At 35.8% G+C, this 16,068-nt stretch carries 16 protein-coding genes and 1 pseudogene; 1 reads left to right on the top strand and 16 read right to left on the bottom strand.

Features of this window, described 5'->3' with window-relative positions:
- Positions 1-735 precede the first annotated feature (735 nt).
- From RQP52_RS32715 to RQP52_RS32695, 5 genes are all read right to left on the bottom strand, one after another.
- Complete coding sequence (locus RQP52_RS32715; protein ID WP_315955718.1) at positions 736-999, bottom strand: putative periplasmic lipoprotein; 264 nt, start codon at positions 997-999, stop codon at positions 736-738.
- Positions 1,000-1,168: 169 nt separating this feature from the next.
- Entirely contained in the window at positions 1,169-1,843 is a 675-nt protein-coding gene (locus RQP52_RS32710; RefSeq protein WP_315955717.1) for a hypothetical protein, read from the bottom strand.
- A gap of 16 nt (positions 1,844-1,859) precedes the next feature.
- Positions 1,860-2,366, bottom strand: a complete 507-nt coding sequence (locus RQP52_RS32705; protein WP_315955716.1) for a DUF7689 domain-containing protein — start codon at positions 2,364-2,366, stop codon at positions 1,860-1,862.
- 179 nt (positions 2,367-2,545) lie between these two features.
- Positions 2,546-2,716, bottom strand: coding sequence for a hypothetical protein (locus tag RQP52_RS32700; RefSeq protein ID WP_315955715.1), 171 nt, complete (start codon positions 2,714-2,716; stop codon positions 2,546-2,548).
- 130 nt (positions 2,717-2,846) lie between these two features.
- Positions 2,847-3,125 carry a hypothetical protein gene (locus tag RQP52_RS32695; RefSeq protein ID WP_315955714.1) on the bottom strand — a complete coding sequence of 93 codons (279 nt, stop codon included), beginning with the start codon at positions 3,123-3,125 and terminating at the stop codon, positions 2,847-2,849.
- Between the two features lie 255 nt (positions 3,126-3,380).
- Between RQP52_RS32695 and RQP52_RS32690 the strand changes: the two genes are divergently transcribed.
- On the top strand, positions 3,381-3,719 hold the full coding sequence (locus RQP52_RS32690) for a helix-turn-helix domain-containing protein (protein WP_315955713.1): 339 nt from the start codon (positions 3,381-3,383) through the stop codon (positions 3,717-3,719).
- 1,247 nt (positions 3,720-4,966) lie between these two features.
- Here the strand turns inward: RQP52_RS32690 and RQP52_RS32685 are convergent.
- From RQP52_RS32685 to RQP52_RS32640, 11 genes and pseudogenes are all read right to left on the bottom strand, one after another.
- Complete coding sequence (locus RQP52_RS32685; RefSeq protein WP_315955712.1) at positions 4,967-5,899, bottom strand: copper amine oxidase N-terminal domain-containing protein; 933 nt, start codon at positions 5,897-5,899, stop codon at positions 4,967-4,969.
- Positions 5,900-5,995: 96 nt separating this feature from the next.
- Positions 5,996-6,655, bottom strand: coding sequence for a CPBP family intramembrane glutamic endopeptidase (locus RQP52_RS32680; RefSeq protein WP_315955711.1), 660 nt, complete (start codon positions 6,653-6,655; stop codon positions 5,996-5,998).
- 72 nt (positions 6,656-6,727) lie between these two features.
- Positions 6,728-7,993, bottom strand: a complete 1,266-nt coding sequence (gene phnD / locus RQP52_RS32675) for a phosphate/phosphite/phosphonate ABC transporter substrate-binding protein (protein ID WP_379175131.1) — start codon at positions 7,991-7,993, stop codon at positions 6,728-6,730.
- Between the two features lie 381 nt (positions 7,994-8,374).
- Positions 8,375-8,560: pseudogene (locus RQP52_RS36565) on the bottom strand (DUF7737 domain-containing protein); the annotation flags it as partial.
- A 118-nt stretch (positions 8,561-8,678) separates the two neighbouring features.
- A complete protein-coding gene (locus tag RQP52_RS32670; RefSeq protein ID WP_315955709.1) occupies positions 8,679-10,577 on the bottom strand; it encodes a leucine-rich repeat domain-containing protein in 1,899 nt (632 codons plus the stop codon).
- 339 nt (positions 10,578-10,916) lie between these two features.
- Positions 10,917-11,609 carry a hypothetical protein gene (locus tag RQP52_RS32665; RefSeq protein ID WP_315955708.1) on the bottom strand — a complete coding sequence of 231 codons (693 nt, stop codon included), beginning with the start codon at positions 11,607-11,609 and terminating at the stop codon, positions 10,917-10,919.
- An 18-nt stretch (positions 11,610-11,627) separates the two neighbouring features.
- The gene (locus tag RQP52_RS32660; RefSeq protein ID WP_315955707.1) at positions 11,628-12,104 is read right to left on the bottom strand and encodes a hypothetical protein; all 477 of its coding nucleotides are present in this window, start codon (positions 12,102-12,104) and stop codon (positions 11,628-11,630) included.
- 79 nt (positions 12,105-12,183) lie between these two features.
- Complete coding sequence (locus RQP52_RS32655) at positions 12,184-12,831, bottom strand: SIR2 family NAD-dependent protein deacylase (protein WP_315955706.1); 648 nt, start codon at positions 12,829-12,831, stop codon at positions 12,184-12,186.
- A 272-nt stretch (positions 12,832-13,103) separates the two neighbouring features.
- On the bottom strand, positions 13,104-13,844 hold the full coding sequence (locus tag RQP52_RS32650) for a Fic family protein (RefSeq protein ID WP_315955705.1): 741 nt from the start codon (positions 13,842-13,844) through the stop codon (positions 13,104-13,106).
- Between the two features lie 190 nt (positions 13,845-14,034).
- Positions 14,035-15,015: an NERD domain-containing protein gene (locus tag RQP52_RS32645; RefSeq protein WP_315955704.1), complete on the bottom strand. Its 981-nt coding sequence runs from the start codon at positions 15,013-15,015 to the stop codon at positions 14,035-14,037.
- Positions 15,016-15,400: 385 nt separating this feature from the next.
- The gene (locus tag RQP52_RS32640; RefSeq protein WP_315955703.1) at positions 15,401-15,823 is read right to left on the bottom strand and encodes a hypothetical protein; all 423 of its coding nucleotides are present in this window, start codon (positions 15,821-15,823) and stop codon (positions 15,401-15,403) included.
- Between the last annotated feature and the right edge of the window lie 245 nt (positions 15,824-16,068).

The raw sequence follows: 16,068 nt of genomic DNA, 5'->3' as shown, positions 1-16,068 counted from the left end.
CCTCCGTTTTCCCCACATAATTAATGTCAATCGATAGAATTTCATGATTCTTCTGTTTACAAGCCCTATACTGCATTCGCCAAGCAAATCTTCTTAACACTTGCCGGCATTGTTCTATTAATGGAAACTCATTTGCCACTCACCGTCCCCCTCTACTTCTCCCCTTATTAAACTAGTAAATTAAATATATCTTTTACTACATATATACACCAAAAAATGTTATTTCATTATAATTTAAGGGATTTTTAATGAATTCTTTATGCTAGCTTTATTTAATAGGCTTTTACCTAGAAAGTTAAAGAAGAAGATAACTAAAAAGACTAATTATCCAGTGACAGTTAATAGATTATAACCGTAAATGATTCCTCTCCTTAGTATCTGCCACCTAATAAAAAAACCTTCCGCATGCGCAGAAAAGGTTCGTTATTTATTGAAATTTATTTTTAAGAATACAGCTCTTCGAACAAAATTTCTTGAGAAATGTTGATTAAATTATTATTTGATTTTAGTTTAAATCAACCTAAAATTACACTATCTGATTGACATTAATACTTCACCAGACCACTTGTAGATCGCTAGAAACTAAATACTCTTATTTAATACGATCAATTGCATTTTGTAATTTCTCTCCAAACTTCGTTTCAGTTAGCTCAAGCTCTTGAGCATTTGTACTAACTGTGTAGTAGTAGAGCATTAAATATTGGTTTGCAGGATAAACTATTGGTGCGTGAGAACTTAGGAGTTTCTGATTATCTTTAAATTTTTTTCTCCTTTAACTCGATTTTCCTTTGAACCAAAGTCATAAACTCTTATGATTTCATCATTGTCTAGTTTAAAGACTATACCCTTCACACCAAGTATTGCATCCTCAGATGTATTAATTTCAGTGACATGGATTCCTTCTGAGTTTAGTGCATCAATTAATGGATGCACTTTGTTTTCATTTGAACAAGCGCTTAGAACAAACAAGCAATAAATAGTAATAAGTATTTTTCTCACTAGCAACAACCTCCAATAATAATTTTCCAAAGAATTAAAACAACTACAAAGTTCTAGATTCCTTCTAATATTCTTTACACCTGTAGAAAAATAAAGCCCTAAATGCTGTGAAACAGCATAAGTGCTTTATGATTTTTATGAATTATTAATCTTTAGAATCTAATAAGACTTATTTTTGAAGTACGTAATCTTTAAGGCTTTTAAATTCGGACTTATGACTAACTACCCATTCCTTTTTATCTCCATCTACGATTATATTTTCCGTTCCTTTTGTCAATTCAAGAAGTGCTGGAAAGATAGACTCATCCCCACTCTCAATTTTGTCTGCGATAAAAGGAATAGCAGGCGTTCCAAGTTCGATGATTTTCTTTACTTTTTCTCCTGAACTTGTTTGAGTATTTAATAATATGGTATCAATGGACAAAGGTATGGACTTGATATGGGCCTTCCATTTTGTAGAAAAATCTTTTCCGGATTCCCAGAAGGTTGAAGTTCCCTTTAAATCCACTTTTGCTATACGTTCAATTGCTATTGCAGTGATATATTCCTGCAAACCGTTTTTTTCACTTGTAGATAACTTTTGGTCTAGAATGGGAATGGCATCATTACCTAGTTTAATAATATTTTCAAAGTCATCATTATTTTTAATATAGTCATAAGGGTTAGAACTGTAAGAGATCTCAGATCTCAAAGAAACCTCTTTATTAATTTTTTCTTCAATTGCAGCGAAGCTATCATTTATTTGCTTCTCCGTAGCAGCAGAGGCACTTCCATTGTTGTTAAAATAGAGTACTAGCAAGAAGCTACAAGCAAATAATGATATAACAATCAGAGTCTTTTTCATTGATTTTCACATCTCCTTAGTGAGCATATTTTCTAACTCCTGGACCGTAGGGAGTTGGTTTGTATGGTTGCCAGCCATAACTTTGTAGGCGTTCTAATTGCCCCCATTTCGCATTTGAATAACCACCAGCTGCAATTCTACTAAAGTGAGTAATAGACGAAGATGAACCATAAGAAATAATTTCATATGCTGCAACGTCATAACTGTCAATCGGTTTGCTTGTTATGAAACCTTTACCATATAAATATGTATCTACTTGTGTACTAGTAGGATTGTTTGAACCCCATGGCCATACCCAAGAACTATAGTTTCCAAGTGCATAAGCTAGGCAATTATATTGACTTGTAGCATCACCTAACCATGCATAGTTCCCTGAAGTTATTACAATCGAATTCAAAGTCGATGTTGGAGTTGTAATACCAGCAAGGGCTGTTGTAGCACCTGAGGCTATCGAGGCTAGAACAAGAGAAGTAGTAACTATTTTCCTTTTTACTCCTAACAAGCTTATCATTTTTTTCACCATTCCTTTGCAGAATCTAGATATACTTGCGTTCTTGAGGCTAGTTGAGACATTGAGCTCAAGTAACAATTGAAGATAAAAACAAAATTACAAGCGGGACCTGGAGTTACCGGCAAAGTCATTAACTGGACCCTGTTATCCATTTATCAGGAATAAATGATGCGGTAACACGAACCTCTACATTAACTGTCATAAATATCATCCTCCTCACAATATAAGGAAAATGCGATAAATGATTTACAACCATATGCACCTAAACTCTCGGGGATAGACTTTTCTTCAAGAAAGTAGGTTTCCAGACACTTATCAAAGTTGACTCCAAGTATAAATTCACCTCTGCCTGTAACTTTCATGTAAGTGATACCTCCACCATAAAATCAATTTGTCATTGTCCAAGGATCCCCTTCTTCAGCCTTAAATGTAGCAATTAATGGTCTATTTAATCTTATTATACTTTTAAAAATCATACAATTATTACTATATTTAACTTTTATTCAACTCGCTTAGTGCATTTAAACTTTTTAACTTATTTTCAAGAATTCCCTTCTCCAGCCTTAAATGAAGCAGCTCTGTATCCAAGTCCTGCCCGATGGTATGCACCGCGGTGACGATATCCTCTGCTGTGAGGATGTGAATAGAATCTGCGTTTTGGGAGATATACTTTAGAATGATGTCGATGAATTCATGGCAGAGGCTTATTCTTTGAGTTAGGATGGATTCTTCTTGCAGAGTTTCTTCGTATTTGATTTGGATTTCTTGCATGGCTGCCACCTCCGATAAACTTAGGGTTGCTTCGAGGACACCTTTTGTGTCTGAGTTAAAAACTAGTTCTCCTAACTGGAAAAGATCCTTCAGGCCAATTCAATGGTATCCCTACGAGTATTAAGACACAATTCGTGTCTAATACACTTAATATATCGTATTTCTCTTGAATCCTCAAGCATAAATGAAACTTATCGTGTCCATTATAGTAGCAAGAGAATCCAGTTACTTATAATGGTTTTGAGGTGATGATACGTGTTTGGTAAACGTCTAGCAGAACTTAGAAACAATAAAGGCATTAGTCAATATGAGCTTGCAACACAGATGAACCTATCACGCGGACAAATCGCTAATTATGAACAAGGCACTCGTGAACCTGATTTTGCAACGCTTATTGCATTGGCTGACTTTTTTCAGGTAAGTCTGGATTTACTTCTCAGTAGAGAATTGAAAATCAACGTAGAGCTAGACAATATTGCGTTTCTGACTGGGAGCAAAGAAAACTTAACACCAGAAGAAGCTGACTATTTAAAAGAAAGTCTTAATTTGATTCGTAAGTATGGATCGCAGTTAGCAAAAAAGAATAAGCAATAAAACCCACCTTACAAAGGTGGGTTTTATTGCTTATTCTCGCGGATAGATCATTTCAAAATTAACAGTGGAATTAAATTTACATGCACTGTATGCGAGTCAAAATGCGAGTTTTGTAGAGACTGTTATAGTCGGCTGAAGCCTTGATTTTACTGGGTTTTCGATGTTCGCATTATGTTCGCTTTGGCTGGTTTTGGTTAGTTTAGGAGATGTTTTTACACCAATTTTACACCAACTTTTCAAATGGTAGAACGTAATAGACTTGTAATTTATACATGCACCCATTAAGGATTTAAATGGGTGCATGTTTAAGAAATTTATGTATCTTCTTATGGGTGCATGTAGGATTACGCTTTGGAAAGACATGTACCCACATGTACCCAACAAGATACATTTAATTTAAAACCAATAAATCAAAACATTAATGGAATTCATGCCCCCAGAGGGATGCATGATAACTTTTTGATGGAAAATTAGCTCCAATTTCCACACTTATATCCCCAATTTATTTCATGTTGCCCAGAGCTGACGAATCTACATATAGCAAGGGTTTGATCGCTGTTCGTCACCAACTTCCACACCAATTTAAATGGGGATAATTGGGTGCATGTATTAAAGGTGTGAGGATGATAAGCTTGCGTTCAAACTCCCTCCCGCACAGATCAAAAACATTTAACTTGCGCTGCCCGTCCAGGGCGCTTTCGAATTCGTCCATTACAATAAATCCTGGAGTGGTCTGCAGATTTTATAGCAATGCGAGCGCGAACAGCAGGGAACTCAAGGATTCCTCACCGGCTGATACGCCCTTGCCGACTTTGCCACCCCGGGCCCTAATACTGACATCTTCCAAGGTTCCCCGGTGTCCCTCCTTTCGCGCTTTAATAAACAGATTGACATGTTTTGCCCCCGACGGTCCTCATGTTGTTCCCACTCCATTTCTCCCTCAAATTGAAACAAGCTCATATAGAATTTAAAGCGCTACTGTATTTCGAGAACTCTCATGTTAATCGTTGTCTCCAACTGGTCCTTTAGTTGCCCGGTACGCTCCTGATCCTGCTCGAACAAGAGGCTCGTCTGCTTAAATTCATCTTGAAAAACCATGATATTAAGGTTATCATTGAAAACTTATTGAGGTACAACTTCCACTCAATCAAACATTTTCATCAAAAATACCTGATCGTTTAAAGTCATTTGCTTTACAAGGTTAGCTGTATCCATGCAATCCCCTTATATTTGATACCGATGAAATATTATTTCTTATCGTTAAACTTCATGCTTTCTAGTAGACTTTGAAAATCCTGAATCGAGCTTTTATATGTAACCTCATAGGAAGAATTTCGAACGCTATAAAATTGCACCCCCGACTTGAATATAATTAACGTATCAATTCTTTTATCCCAATCATGTCTATTTACATAAGTTAATTGAACAGCATCGAATCCAAACAATTTCACTTGCTTTTCATCAATAATATCATCTTTTAAGATAGCTCCCTTCTCCTTAGCACGGTCCAGGTATTGAATCAAAGTCATGTCTTTCGTATCGTTCACCTTTTGCTCAGTAGAGATAAATAGCATGGTGAAGTTGAAATATCGTATAGCTAACTGGATATTCTCAATATCCTCAACTGTAACGAAATCCTGAACCTTCTCTTTCACTTCAGGTTGCATTTGATCAACTCCGGTCATATTTCTCCATAGGCCATAAGCAGTAAAACGAAACTTAGCATCAATACTGGCATACTCTTTCTTGCTATAGATCACTACATTTCGTAAAGCCTCATTCCATTCCACCTTTGCTCCAACAGACTCTGAGATAAATCGTAAAGGAACAAAGGTATTACCTTCTCTTAGTTTCGGTGCTACGGATAACGTGGTCAATTTACCATTCACTTTTGCGATAGGGTTGTCAATTTGTAATTCAATTTCAATATCTTGTTTGTGACCTGTTATTGTGCGAGTATTTGCATCCCAAGTTATATCTAGACCCAATCTTTCAAAAACAGGCCTAAATTGAACAAGCGTAGATGGGTTTTCAATAAAAGGAGGAGCACTAAACTCTACAGGATTCGCATCAAGCGTTACTCGAATAGGATTATCTTCTGCTCTGGTATTCCCAGGACTAATAATGAAGAGAGATATTACAAAAAACAGTCCTGCAAAATAATAATATATTTTCGACATAGTCACACTTCCTTGCTGAAATAATTAATAACTTTTAGGTTGCTCAGCACATTTCTTTATTTAACTTTTTAATTAAGACCGCTGCTTAGCACTATTTCATGTCCCATGTAATTGAATCATCGCATAAATATCAAAAAATCCATGAACCAGAATAATGGGAATAATACGCCTCTTTTTGGCAAAATAAATGGAAAAAATAAAAAACAATAATCCATTTAATATCGCGGGTATTGCACCTTGATATAAATGATACGACGTCTGGATCAGTGTACTTACAAGCACAGCGATCTCTTCTTTTTTAAAAAAGTGAAGAAACTCGGTTATTCCATACGCCCTAACGATCAACTCTTCAAAAAAAGGATTCACAATTATAAATATGAAATAAAATAGAGTGATGTTGCTTTTATAAAATTCAACGTTATGGGGCTCAGACTTCAAGTCTGGAACAAATAGAAACAGTATAATTTCGAGTATATAGAAGGAGAAATATAGTAATAACGCGTGACCAAGATCAGAAAATTTGAAGGTAAGACCAAATTCCTTAAAACTTCTTTTCTGAATTTTGAGTGACACTCCCAGTAAGATTAATCCAAGCACCTCAAAGATCACATTCAAACCAAATCTTAAATTACTAACTTCTACTCCATGGGATGGGTGAAATAGGAGGTATGTTGATTTTGTAATCGGCCATACCAACGCAAAACATAGTACAATAATTAACCAAATTGACCTTTTTCTTGCCTCAAGGTTTAGCATTACAGCTCTCCTTAAAAATCAGTTGACGGAATCAGAATGTGTAACCCAAGGGTCTTTGCTCACCTAGCTTTTCTAATCTGCATTCAGATACTTAATAGCCTCCCGAACGATTTCGAATTTTTTATCTTCGGAAAAGGTATAACCCTCGTGTCCAAACACTTCATGAATTATTTTTTTCCCTTCCGGATTTCTGCCAATAGAAATAAATGCATCCTGGATCTTTTTACGCCATTCCGGATCCATATCTGAACGTACTGAAATGGTGTCGTTTGGAATTTTATTAGTAAATGCTAGGATACGGGTATCACTAATAACATTAGGATAATCCTTTTGCATCAGGGAACGAATATCCTGAAAAACGGCGGCAGCATCCACTCGATTATTAAGTAATCCTTGAACGGCTCTATCATGACCTTGGAAAAACTGCCCTTTTACATCACGTACAGGGTCAATTCCATTCATTCTTAGCGCTAATCCAGGATAAACATAGCCTGCAGCTGAGGTCATGCCCTGCCATCCGATAGTCTTGCCTTTTAGATCCTCTATGCTTTGGATAGGCGAATCTACTCTAACGAGAAGCATTCCTTGGTAAAAGTCAACAAGTTGTTGAGTGGCCTTTCCAGTTGGAGCATCCACACTGTACCGTAAAGCCTGCAGAAGTACATCTGCTGTCTTAAAATTATCGTGGGCAGTTACATATTGATAAGGTGGCAAAAAACTGAGATCGATAGTCTTTGCTTTCATTGAACTTATTACATTGTCATAGTCCGTAGAGACAGAAAGCTTGACGGGAACCCCTAGCTGTTCTTCAAGCATTTTCTCCAGCGGCTTTGCCTTAGCTTCCAAAAGTTCTGCATTTTGGGAGGGGACGAATTGCACCCGTAGTTCGCTTGGCACAAAAGTAGCATTAGATGTGGCATTGTTCTGCGGTAATGGATTCAAACTATCTCGCCCTCTTCCACCTATATCTGAAGATGCCGTAATAATTGTGACTCTTTGATCAACAGTGTTCCAAGATACCTTCGCCCCGAAAACTTCGGCAATGAATCGAACTGGAACCATAGTGCTCCCATTAGATACATATGGAATGCTGTTCAAGACAACGGCTCCTTTATCGATATACGCAAACGATGAACCAAGAGAAAGTTGAACAGTTGTACCTCCTTTCTCAGCAATTATACTTTGATCTTCCTCATTCCAGGTTACTGTTGCATGCAGTGCTTCGAAAACAGGTCGCATTGGAACCATAACAGTCCCTTTATGATTTACGGGTGGAACTTCAAAGCTGAGCGGCTGATTATCAACGACAATACTTGCCTTGAGATCGTTGTCGGCCATTGCTATCCCACTATTCATACAAAAGCAAATACTGAGTATAGTTGAAAACATGCACAGTAAAACTTTTCGAGCCTTCATATGTAATCCCCCATTAGATAAATCTCATGTTAAATTAACCTCATTAACAAATATATCAGCATTACTCGTCTGAGGCTTCAAGGTTTTTCAGTATTTCATTAATCTTATCTTCAAATAATGACCTCCCGATTTTCTGCTACCTACACTTGTTCTACTCACATCTGTTAATAAACCCAGATGCGTTCTCAAACCTATTAGCTATATCAAGAACGTGTTGTCCCCACCCGCTATTCATAGTGATTTCTTGAAATACACCAGTAGGTGCGGAACATATAGCTAAGTCTCATAATTACTACCATATAATTAAAGAGCGAGTACAAGTGCAACCCGCTCCGAAATTTTTAAAACGTGTTGCACCCCAATAAGCTGTTCCAAAATATGCGAATCCTTGATTCTCGTATCTTGTGCGAGCATCATTATTTTGGACAGTATCTCAGAGTTTTTGGGTCTTCATCCATAAACGGAAGACTTGCCGCGATGCTGAGAATGTTACTGAGTTCAATCGGCTTATACGTTTTTCGATCCATTTTGAAATATACATAAATGTTACGCCTAAAAAAACAAACTCAGCAACTTAGTCCCAAACTTCACTTTATCTCGCTCCTTTTTAATTATCTGTAATAATAACAGTTCTCCCAACTTCGTCCCATGCAACTTTAGCTCCCAAAGCTTCACTAACGAAACGGACTGGAACTAACGTTGTTCCATTTTGAAGTCTCGGGACCGACTCTAATTTTACATATTTACCATTTACGTATGCATCAGTACTTCCAATAGTTAGCTTTATCGTATTGTCTCCCTTGATTGCAGTAATTGTTTGGGTATCTCCGTCCCAAGAAACGTTCGCTCCCAAAGCAATAAAAATACGACGCATAGGTACAAGAACATTTCCGTTCTCCAACTGAGGCTTTTCATCATCGGTGTAATTTTGCAAATAGCCATGTAAATTAACAAATATTTGATCGCCGTATTTAATAATCACTCCTTGTGATTTCTTAGTCTGAATGATATTTAACGAGGTTTCATCAAGTGGATTATTAACTAAATCAATTTCCCATAGTCCAGGATGATCTCGTAAAGATTCAATACTGGTGATCATGTTATTTGTTAATGACAATTTATCCAATTTATCTAGGTTATATATAGCGGAAGTATCTTTTATTTTATTGAAACCCATGTCTAGATCATGCAGTGATTTAAGGTCTCTTAAAGGATTGAGATTCTCAATTTGATTCCCTTGCAAACTTAAACTAACAAGTCTATCAAGATTACTAATAGGACTTATATCTTGAATACGATTATGGTCTAAATATAAAACATTCAATCGCTTAAGGCTCTCTAAAAAATGAATGTCTGTAATGTTGTTATTCCCTAATGTTAAAAATGATAATGAAGGAATCTTGCTTAAAAGTGAGAAATCTTTAACAGGATTCCTGTCCAGAAATAGAGTATCAAGACCTTTTAAGTTTAATAAGGGTGAGATATCACTGATCGAATTATTACTAATCATTAAATCGGTTAGGCTTGCCATTGAAGAAATTGGTTTTAGGTCTGTGAGGTTATTGAAGCTAACGTCTAACCTATTTAAAAATGGCAACTTCATCAGTGGCTGTATGTCAACAATTTGATTTTGAGATAAATTTAAATTCGTTAAACTCTTCATATTTTGTAAAAAAGATATGTCACTAATCCCGAATTCACTAAGATCTAACCATTCGACTTTACTCAAATATTGAAGAGCAGAAAAATCCTTCACTGGATTTCTATCAAAGCTAAGAATCCTAAGATCAGGCATATTTTTAATAACGGAAATATCATGGATGCGATTATTATCAATAGATAAAGAGGTTATACCCGATAATCGACTTAATGGGGTAAGATCTTCAATCAAATTCCTGCCTAAGTATACCGATCTCAAATTTATTAATTTCTCAAGCGGAGATATATTATTAATATGATTATCATAAGCTTCTAAAGATTCTAAACTTACTAAGCCTTGTAACGGTGTCAAATCAGTAATTTCATTGTCATATACCGTTAAACTTTTTAACTTTGTTAAGTTTTTGATAGGTTCTAGACTTGCAATTTTATTGCCGTATAAAGTTACATAAACTAAATTCGCCAAATTGCTAAGCGGTGAAATATCTGTAATCTCATTATGATTGAAGTCAATAGATGTGAGTTGTTTTAAATTTGCAATTGGTGTGAGATCAGTAACTTTATTTTCCTGAATGTATAGTGTGGTTAAATTTGTAGCATTCTCTAAACCTTTCAAGCTTTTAATTCCAAGCCAACTAGCCCCTTTAATCGTTACTAGAGATTGCATTTCCTCTTTGGTTATATCGCCATTCTGTTTATTTAACTGTTTTCTGATGACTGCTTCTAGCGCTGAATCTTCAATCTTCACCTCATTTGTTTCGGCTTTGGCCGAATTCGCTTTTCCAACAAAAGTAACGGAATATATACATATCATAACTATAAAAAAATTTCTCCATCTCTTACCCACTGTGAAAATCCTCCTTATTAATCAAGCAATTAGCTTGAATTACATTGCGAGTATATGTCTCTCTAATATTTCTATAAAATTTTACATAATCCTCCAAAGGAAAGGAGCTGGATAGCCTTATGTGTCTATCAGACAACTAGTTGATATGCAAAAAACACCTGATTTCAGCATCAGGTGTTATCAATAGTATTAATCAATTTATTTTCGTCATTAATCAGTTAACTCTTTTATTAATAGGATATCGAGACATCACTTGTCGCTATTCTTTATATCGGAAGTCAGAACAATGAATAATATTTCTTTCAATTTATATTTGCAGGTCCTTTCATTTTTATTGATTTATCTATCTGCTATTCTTAAAACATCTACTAGCCTATTTATGGCTTGCAGCTTTAATGGAGGTTTAGGTAGCCAGCAAAAAGGATGCGTATAATCGCCTTCTTTATCCGCCGCAAATACTAATTTTTGCTTATGCTCCTCTCCCCATCCCTTCAATCTTTGAACATCTTCCTTAAATGAATTCTTTAGAAATCCCATAATAATAAAGGAAGAGTTCTTACATTGATTATAAAAATGATCTTTCTCACTTACTTCTTGTTCACACAATATAGAAGGATTTATATCATTTGTATTCAGAAGATTAACTACCTCATTATGATAATTTTTTATCCGACTCCCATCTGGTTCTATTAGAGAAGAGATGTTATAAATCGGTAGATATCCTCTTGGTTTAGAAATACCCACTAACTCATATGCTGTCCTGACTACTCCTATTAAACTCCGCATCGTAGCATCAGGTGAATCCTCACCGGTTATGAATTCAATATCTTTTTCACCTTTGATAAATGAGTTCCAATCCGCATGTTTACTCATTTTGTAAGACCCTGGATTCGTCATAAACACAGTACCAAGCACCGCATCCTCATCATTAAAATGAATCTTTGTATTTGTTCTTAATAATTCCACTCCGGATGAATGCTTAATTCGTCGTATCGTTGCTGTTACTTTTTCCGAATAAATTCTTATTGGCATTAACAAACACCCCTGAGCTTAAAATCCTAATTGTTTCATAGGTTCAGTTAGAATATGCGGGTACTCTACAATAACATTTTTCTTATCCTTTTGGACCCATAAGCTTGCGATCTTGAGATCTGACAAAGCCTTAGATATTCGCTCAACCTGCTGACGAATTCTTGGAATGTCTGGATTTGCAATTACGAGAATTGTGTGTTCATCTACACTTTCATAAAGCTTCAGTATTAGTTGAATTTGTTCTGCTATATGAATACCGATTTGAGTGGAATCAAATACCGTATTTATATCGTGTCCCATGGCTTGATTTCCCCTCGCCTCGATAAGAAGCTTTCTTCCTAACTTTACTGCATGTAAATCAGCATCGTTCCTCGAATCAACGACTTTGAAATCAAACCCTCGTTCCTGTAAATAGGAGTAAATAATATCTTCGCACTGATTCTTATTAATGATGAATGGATCAGGTTTATTTAGCTGGCTATTAATCGAAGGCATTAAAACTCCTCATTTCTCCATATAGTGTTGAATAAGTAGCAATGTTTCAACAGCTTTACCTCTAAGGAAGAAATCAAATCTATCCTCCTGGCCAGTCTCTTCCGCATTGATTAAGATTAATTTTCCTTTTGTTATAAAAGGGAGCTGATTGACTGGATGAACCTGCAAGCTCGTTCGTTCCAATTACCATCACAACATCTGCTTTTTCAATCGCCTTCATGGATCGCTCCCATGCATCATCAGGTAAATTTTCTCCAAATAAAACAACAGCAGGTCTCAACTTCCCTCCACACTGCTGACAAGGCTGCTCGTTTATAAAGGCTTCCTCTTCTGTTGCTTTTCCACATGAATGGCAACGGAACTCTTTAATAGATCCGTGCAGTTCCTGAACATGACTGCTTCCTGCAGCTTTATGAAGACCATCTACATTCTGTGTTGCAATTAATTTGATATGGCCAACTTGCTCCCAGCGTGCTAAAAATTCGTGTCCAGCATGAGGTAGAATATTTCTTAAATGGTTAACACGTGTTGTGTAAAAGGAATGAAACATTGGATAATTGCTTTCCAAAGCTTTTACTGTCGCCACAGTTTTGGGATCTATTTGCTTCCACCAACCTGATTGAGAACGAAAGTCTGGCACACCCGATTCAACCGAACACCCTGCTCCGGTTAGTACAACCATTTTGCTTGAGAGGGAGATGATTTGAGCTACTTCTTTGTAAACCATATAATATTCTCCTTTCTCATCTGAAAGGTAACAAATGAATTCAATACAAAATCAATATATCATAGACTATTAATAATCAATGTCGGATTATGTAAGGGCTTTGAAGCAGTGGAAGAAAACTGATTTAGTAAGTAATGAATTACTTTCGCTTTCTGTAGTATTTATTTAAAACGGAGATATGTGAATGAAACGAAATAAAAAAATAACCAGTAGAGGAACTTAAAATCCCTGTTCTGGCTGTCATCTTGTTTATATTGAATCAATAACATAAGTCACTTTACTGAACCTATGTACTTTTGTAAACTCTCTTCAACACAGTCGGTAATTAATTGCACGAAAAGCTTTAGATCATTTTCCTTACTTGCTAACTTTAAAGATTCATAATATTTCAATCGAACTTCATTTGCAGCTTTAACAATAGCCGGCGGAAATCCGTATTTCATTAATATTAGATTCATTAAAAGTCTTGCTGTACGGCCATTACCGTCAGAAAAAGGATGTATGTAAACAAATCGAAAATGAAATTCCGCGGCTAGTTCAACTGGATGTAATTTATCTTTGTTTTCATCATACCAATGAATCAACTGTTCCATTTTTTCGGAGAGCACTGAAAAGTTTGGAGGGGTATGTTGTGAGCCTGATGTCATAACATTAATCATCCGATATCGCCCTGCATTTCCATCGTCAATGTTTTTAAGTACTAGATGATGAATTGATTTTATAACATGCTCAGTCAATTCCATGTTTCTATTTACTACATTTTGTACGTAATAAATCGCTTCTGAATGGTTAACAACTTCAAAATGCTCACGCAGCTTTTTACCGCCTATTGTTAAACCTTCTTCTAAAACCAATTTAGTTTCCAAAAGTGTTAATGTATTACCTTCAATCGCATTAGAGTTGTACGTCCACTCAACTCGATAAACTTGCTCTAAATTCCTTACAGCAGCCGCTGGCAACGGACGTAATTTATCTAATTCGCTTTTAAAAAGATCTATTTTACCAAAGTTCATATTGCCCCTCCCTTCTTATCTTTATTACCGTTATATCACAGTATAAATTAATTAGGCGTTGACTAACTCTCTCGAAATAAGTCTTCTTCTCCTCTATCAAATCAATAATAGTCTATGATTTACGAATACATTTCATCACCCACTGGATTAGAAAGCATCCAATCCATCTTTTGCAATCAAACAAAGTTTTTTATCCATTAAAAATTTTCAAAATTGCACTACCATACTTCTCAACCTTTACCTTCCCAAAACCCTTTACCTCTAATAATTCATTTTCAGTTCTTGGATATTTCGTAATCATATCATCCATCTCAGCATTGTTAAAAATATAATACGCCTTGCTTTGCTCCTCTCTTGATGTTTGCAACCTGTATGCCGTCAGTTCTTCACGAAGCGTTTCTTCATTTTTTCTTTGTAGGTTATCATTTGAGAGTTGATATTTTGCTTCGAAATCCATGTCTATTGGAGTATTAAGCTTGATTAGCAAGCTAGCAATTTCATACATATCTTTTTCTGCCAGATCATATTGATTCGCCTTATCATTTTGGTGCTTTTCTAGTGTCACTTTAATTTGATCATACTTAATTAGCGTCTTTTCGATCTCCGCAGGACATTTATACTTCTTAATGATCGTTTTTGGATTAGCCATAACCACAAGTGACAAGATAGGCATATTGTTGATCTTCAGCTCTTTTGAAAGGACGTGTTTAAGTATATCAACATGTCTCTTATTTTGAGTGACTGGACTGTAGATTCCCTCTTTGTAATCTTTCCCAAATTTGTTCTTCAAGGTTCTTACGAAGTTACCGTCTGAGTCAATCGAGATGTTACCACTTAACTTCTTGGTCTCTAGAATGCATGTGAATTTGTTTGAAATCACGACAAAATCAAGCTGAGCAACGTAATCTTCATATTCTAACCTAACATCATGAAGACAAAGTACGGGTAAGAATGAATTCTTCAATTCAAAAAAGACATTATTCTCACCATCTATTCCGTATTTAAGGAGCTTTATATCTCTTTCAATATTGTCTTTTTGCTCTCCTTCGACAACTTTATTAAAAAGTTCGTTCAGGGCTATAAGTTGATAATTCTCTTTAGTGAAATCTTTTACAAATATTGGGCTTTGAATTGCACGTTTTTGACCAAATAGTTTATTTAATAATGACATAACCTATCTCCTAGCATTGTGGTTTAAGTTTGATTAAAAGTAGTTATCATCTAACTTTATAGTAAAATTATACCATGATATTTTCATTGTGGTATCTATTATTGTTACACGACACACTTACATTGTCCCAACTAAAAGACGCTTAGGAGCAACCCTGAACGCCTGACACGGCCGTTACGAAAAGCAATATGTATGTTTCATAAAATAACACGTATAAAATTCTCTCAAATTAAAGAAGGAGGTGCTCTGGCGCCTCCTTCTAGTTATGTATAGTCTCCTGTTTTGTAACAGTTCTCAAGCCCGGAGCAAATATTCGTTAGTATTCGTAGTATAGCTGTTTAATTTTAGAGAGTAAGTTTTTTTATGTTATTTTCTTACTTAATTTTTAATATCTACAAGAGGCGCTAACTATCTCTTGCAAAACGTCTTTACACTTGGATGTTAGCAGGACGTACTCCTTTAACTTATTTGGGTATAATATGACATCGATTGAGTCAAAAGGTGGATTTTTTGTTGTTATTACTTTTCGAACTCCTGATACTCCATAATCCTCATAATTTATTTCCGGTAGATCAAGATTTTCTTTAAAAAAATCTAAATCGAACTTTCCTTTTGGATAGTCAATACGAATTTTCAACACATTTTCACCAAAATGAATACCGCCCCATTGTTGCTTTCCCCGATTTGACCAAACAACTTCACCGCGGGTTTTAAACATATGCTGTTTATCCTCATTAGTTGACTGAATGTAACATCCATTAATATTATTAATGAAATTTGAAAGCTCCAAACCCTTTTGACGAATCATTCAAAATTCATCCTCCTTTTATTACTTTGGTCATTTTCCTCGCGCGGTATCTGCAAATCTTCGATCCGTCCTACGTTGGATATTCCTTATGGCGCACCTGGGATCGGTCGGGGCCGTCTTCTTCGCCATTGAGATTAACAAAGACGGCTACAAGGAGATCCTCGGGTTCTACATTGGTCGGCAGGTGAGTTCCAATGGGTAGAGGGACGCCTCTCAAACGACTTGATACAACCGAAGTGCTTCTA

Source organism: Paenibacillus violae, assembly GCF_032461945.1.
GTDB classification, from domain to species: domain Bacteria; phylum Bacillota; class Bacilli; order Paenibacillales; family NBRC-103111; genus Paenibacillus_E; species Paenibacillus_E violae.
Note: the sequence above shows the minus strand (reverse complement) of the source record. Positions and strands in the feature narration are given on the sequence as shown.

Bases quoted from the DNA above. Each gene is read 5' to 3' on its own strand.
- RQP52_RS32710 (WP_315955717.1), bottom strand. From the start codon at position 1,843: ATGAAAAAGACTCTGATTGTTATATCATTATTTGCTTGTAGCTTCTTG.
- RQP52_RS32705 (WP_315955716.1), bottom strand. From the start codon at position 2,366: ATGGTGAAAAAAATGATAAGCTTGTTAGGAGTAAAAAGGAAAATAGTT.
- RQP52_RS32700 (WP_315955715.1), bottom strand. From the start codon at position 2,716: ATGAAAGTTACAGGCAGAGGTGAATTTATACTTGGAGTCAACTTTGAT.
- RQP52_RS32695 (WP_315955714.1), bottom strand. From the start codon at position 3,125: ATGCAAGAAATCCAAATCAAATACGAAGAAACTCTGCAAGAAGAATCC.
- RQP52_RS32685 (WP_315955712.1), bottom strand. From the start codon at position 5,899: ATGTCGAAAATATATTATTATTTTGCAGGACTGTTTTTTGTAATATCT.
- RQP52_RS32680 (WP_315955711.1), bottom strand. From the start codon at position 6,655: ATGCTAAACCTTGAGGCAAGAAAAAGGTCAATTTGGTTAATTATTGTA.
- phnD (WP_379175131.1), bottom strand. From the start codon at position 7,993: ATGGCCGACAACGATCTCAAGGCAAGTATTGTCGTTGATAATCAGCCG.
- RQP52_RS32665 (WP_315955708.1), bottom strand. From the start codon at position 11,609: ATGCCAATAAGAATTTATTCGGAAAAAGTAACAGCAACGATACGACGA.
- RQP52_RS32660 (WP_315955707.1), bottom strand. From the start codon at position 12,104: ATGCCTTCGATTAATAGCCAGCTAAATAAACCTGATCCATTCATCATT.
- RQP52_RS32655 (WP_315955706.1), bottom strand. From the start codon at position 12,831: ATGGTTTACAAAGAAGTAGCTCAAATCATCTCCCTCTCAAGCAAAATG.
- RQP52_RS32650 (WP_315955705.1), bottom strand. From the start codon at position 13,844: ATGAACTTTGGTAAAATAGATCTTTTTAAAAGCGAATTAGATAAATTA.
- RQP52_RS32645 (WP_315955704.1), bottom strand. From the start codon at position 15,015: ATGTCATTATTAAATAAACTATTTGGTCAAAAACGTGCAATTCAAAGC.
- RQP52_RS32640 (WP_315955703.1), bottom strand. From the start codon at position 15,823: ATGATTCGTCAAAAGGGTTTGGAGCTTTCAAATTTCATTAATAATATT.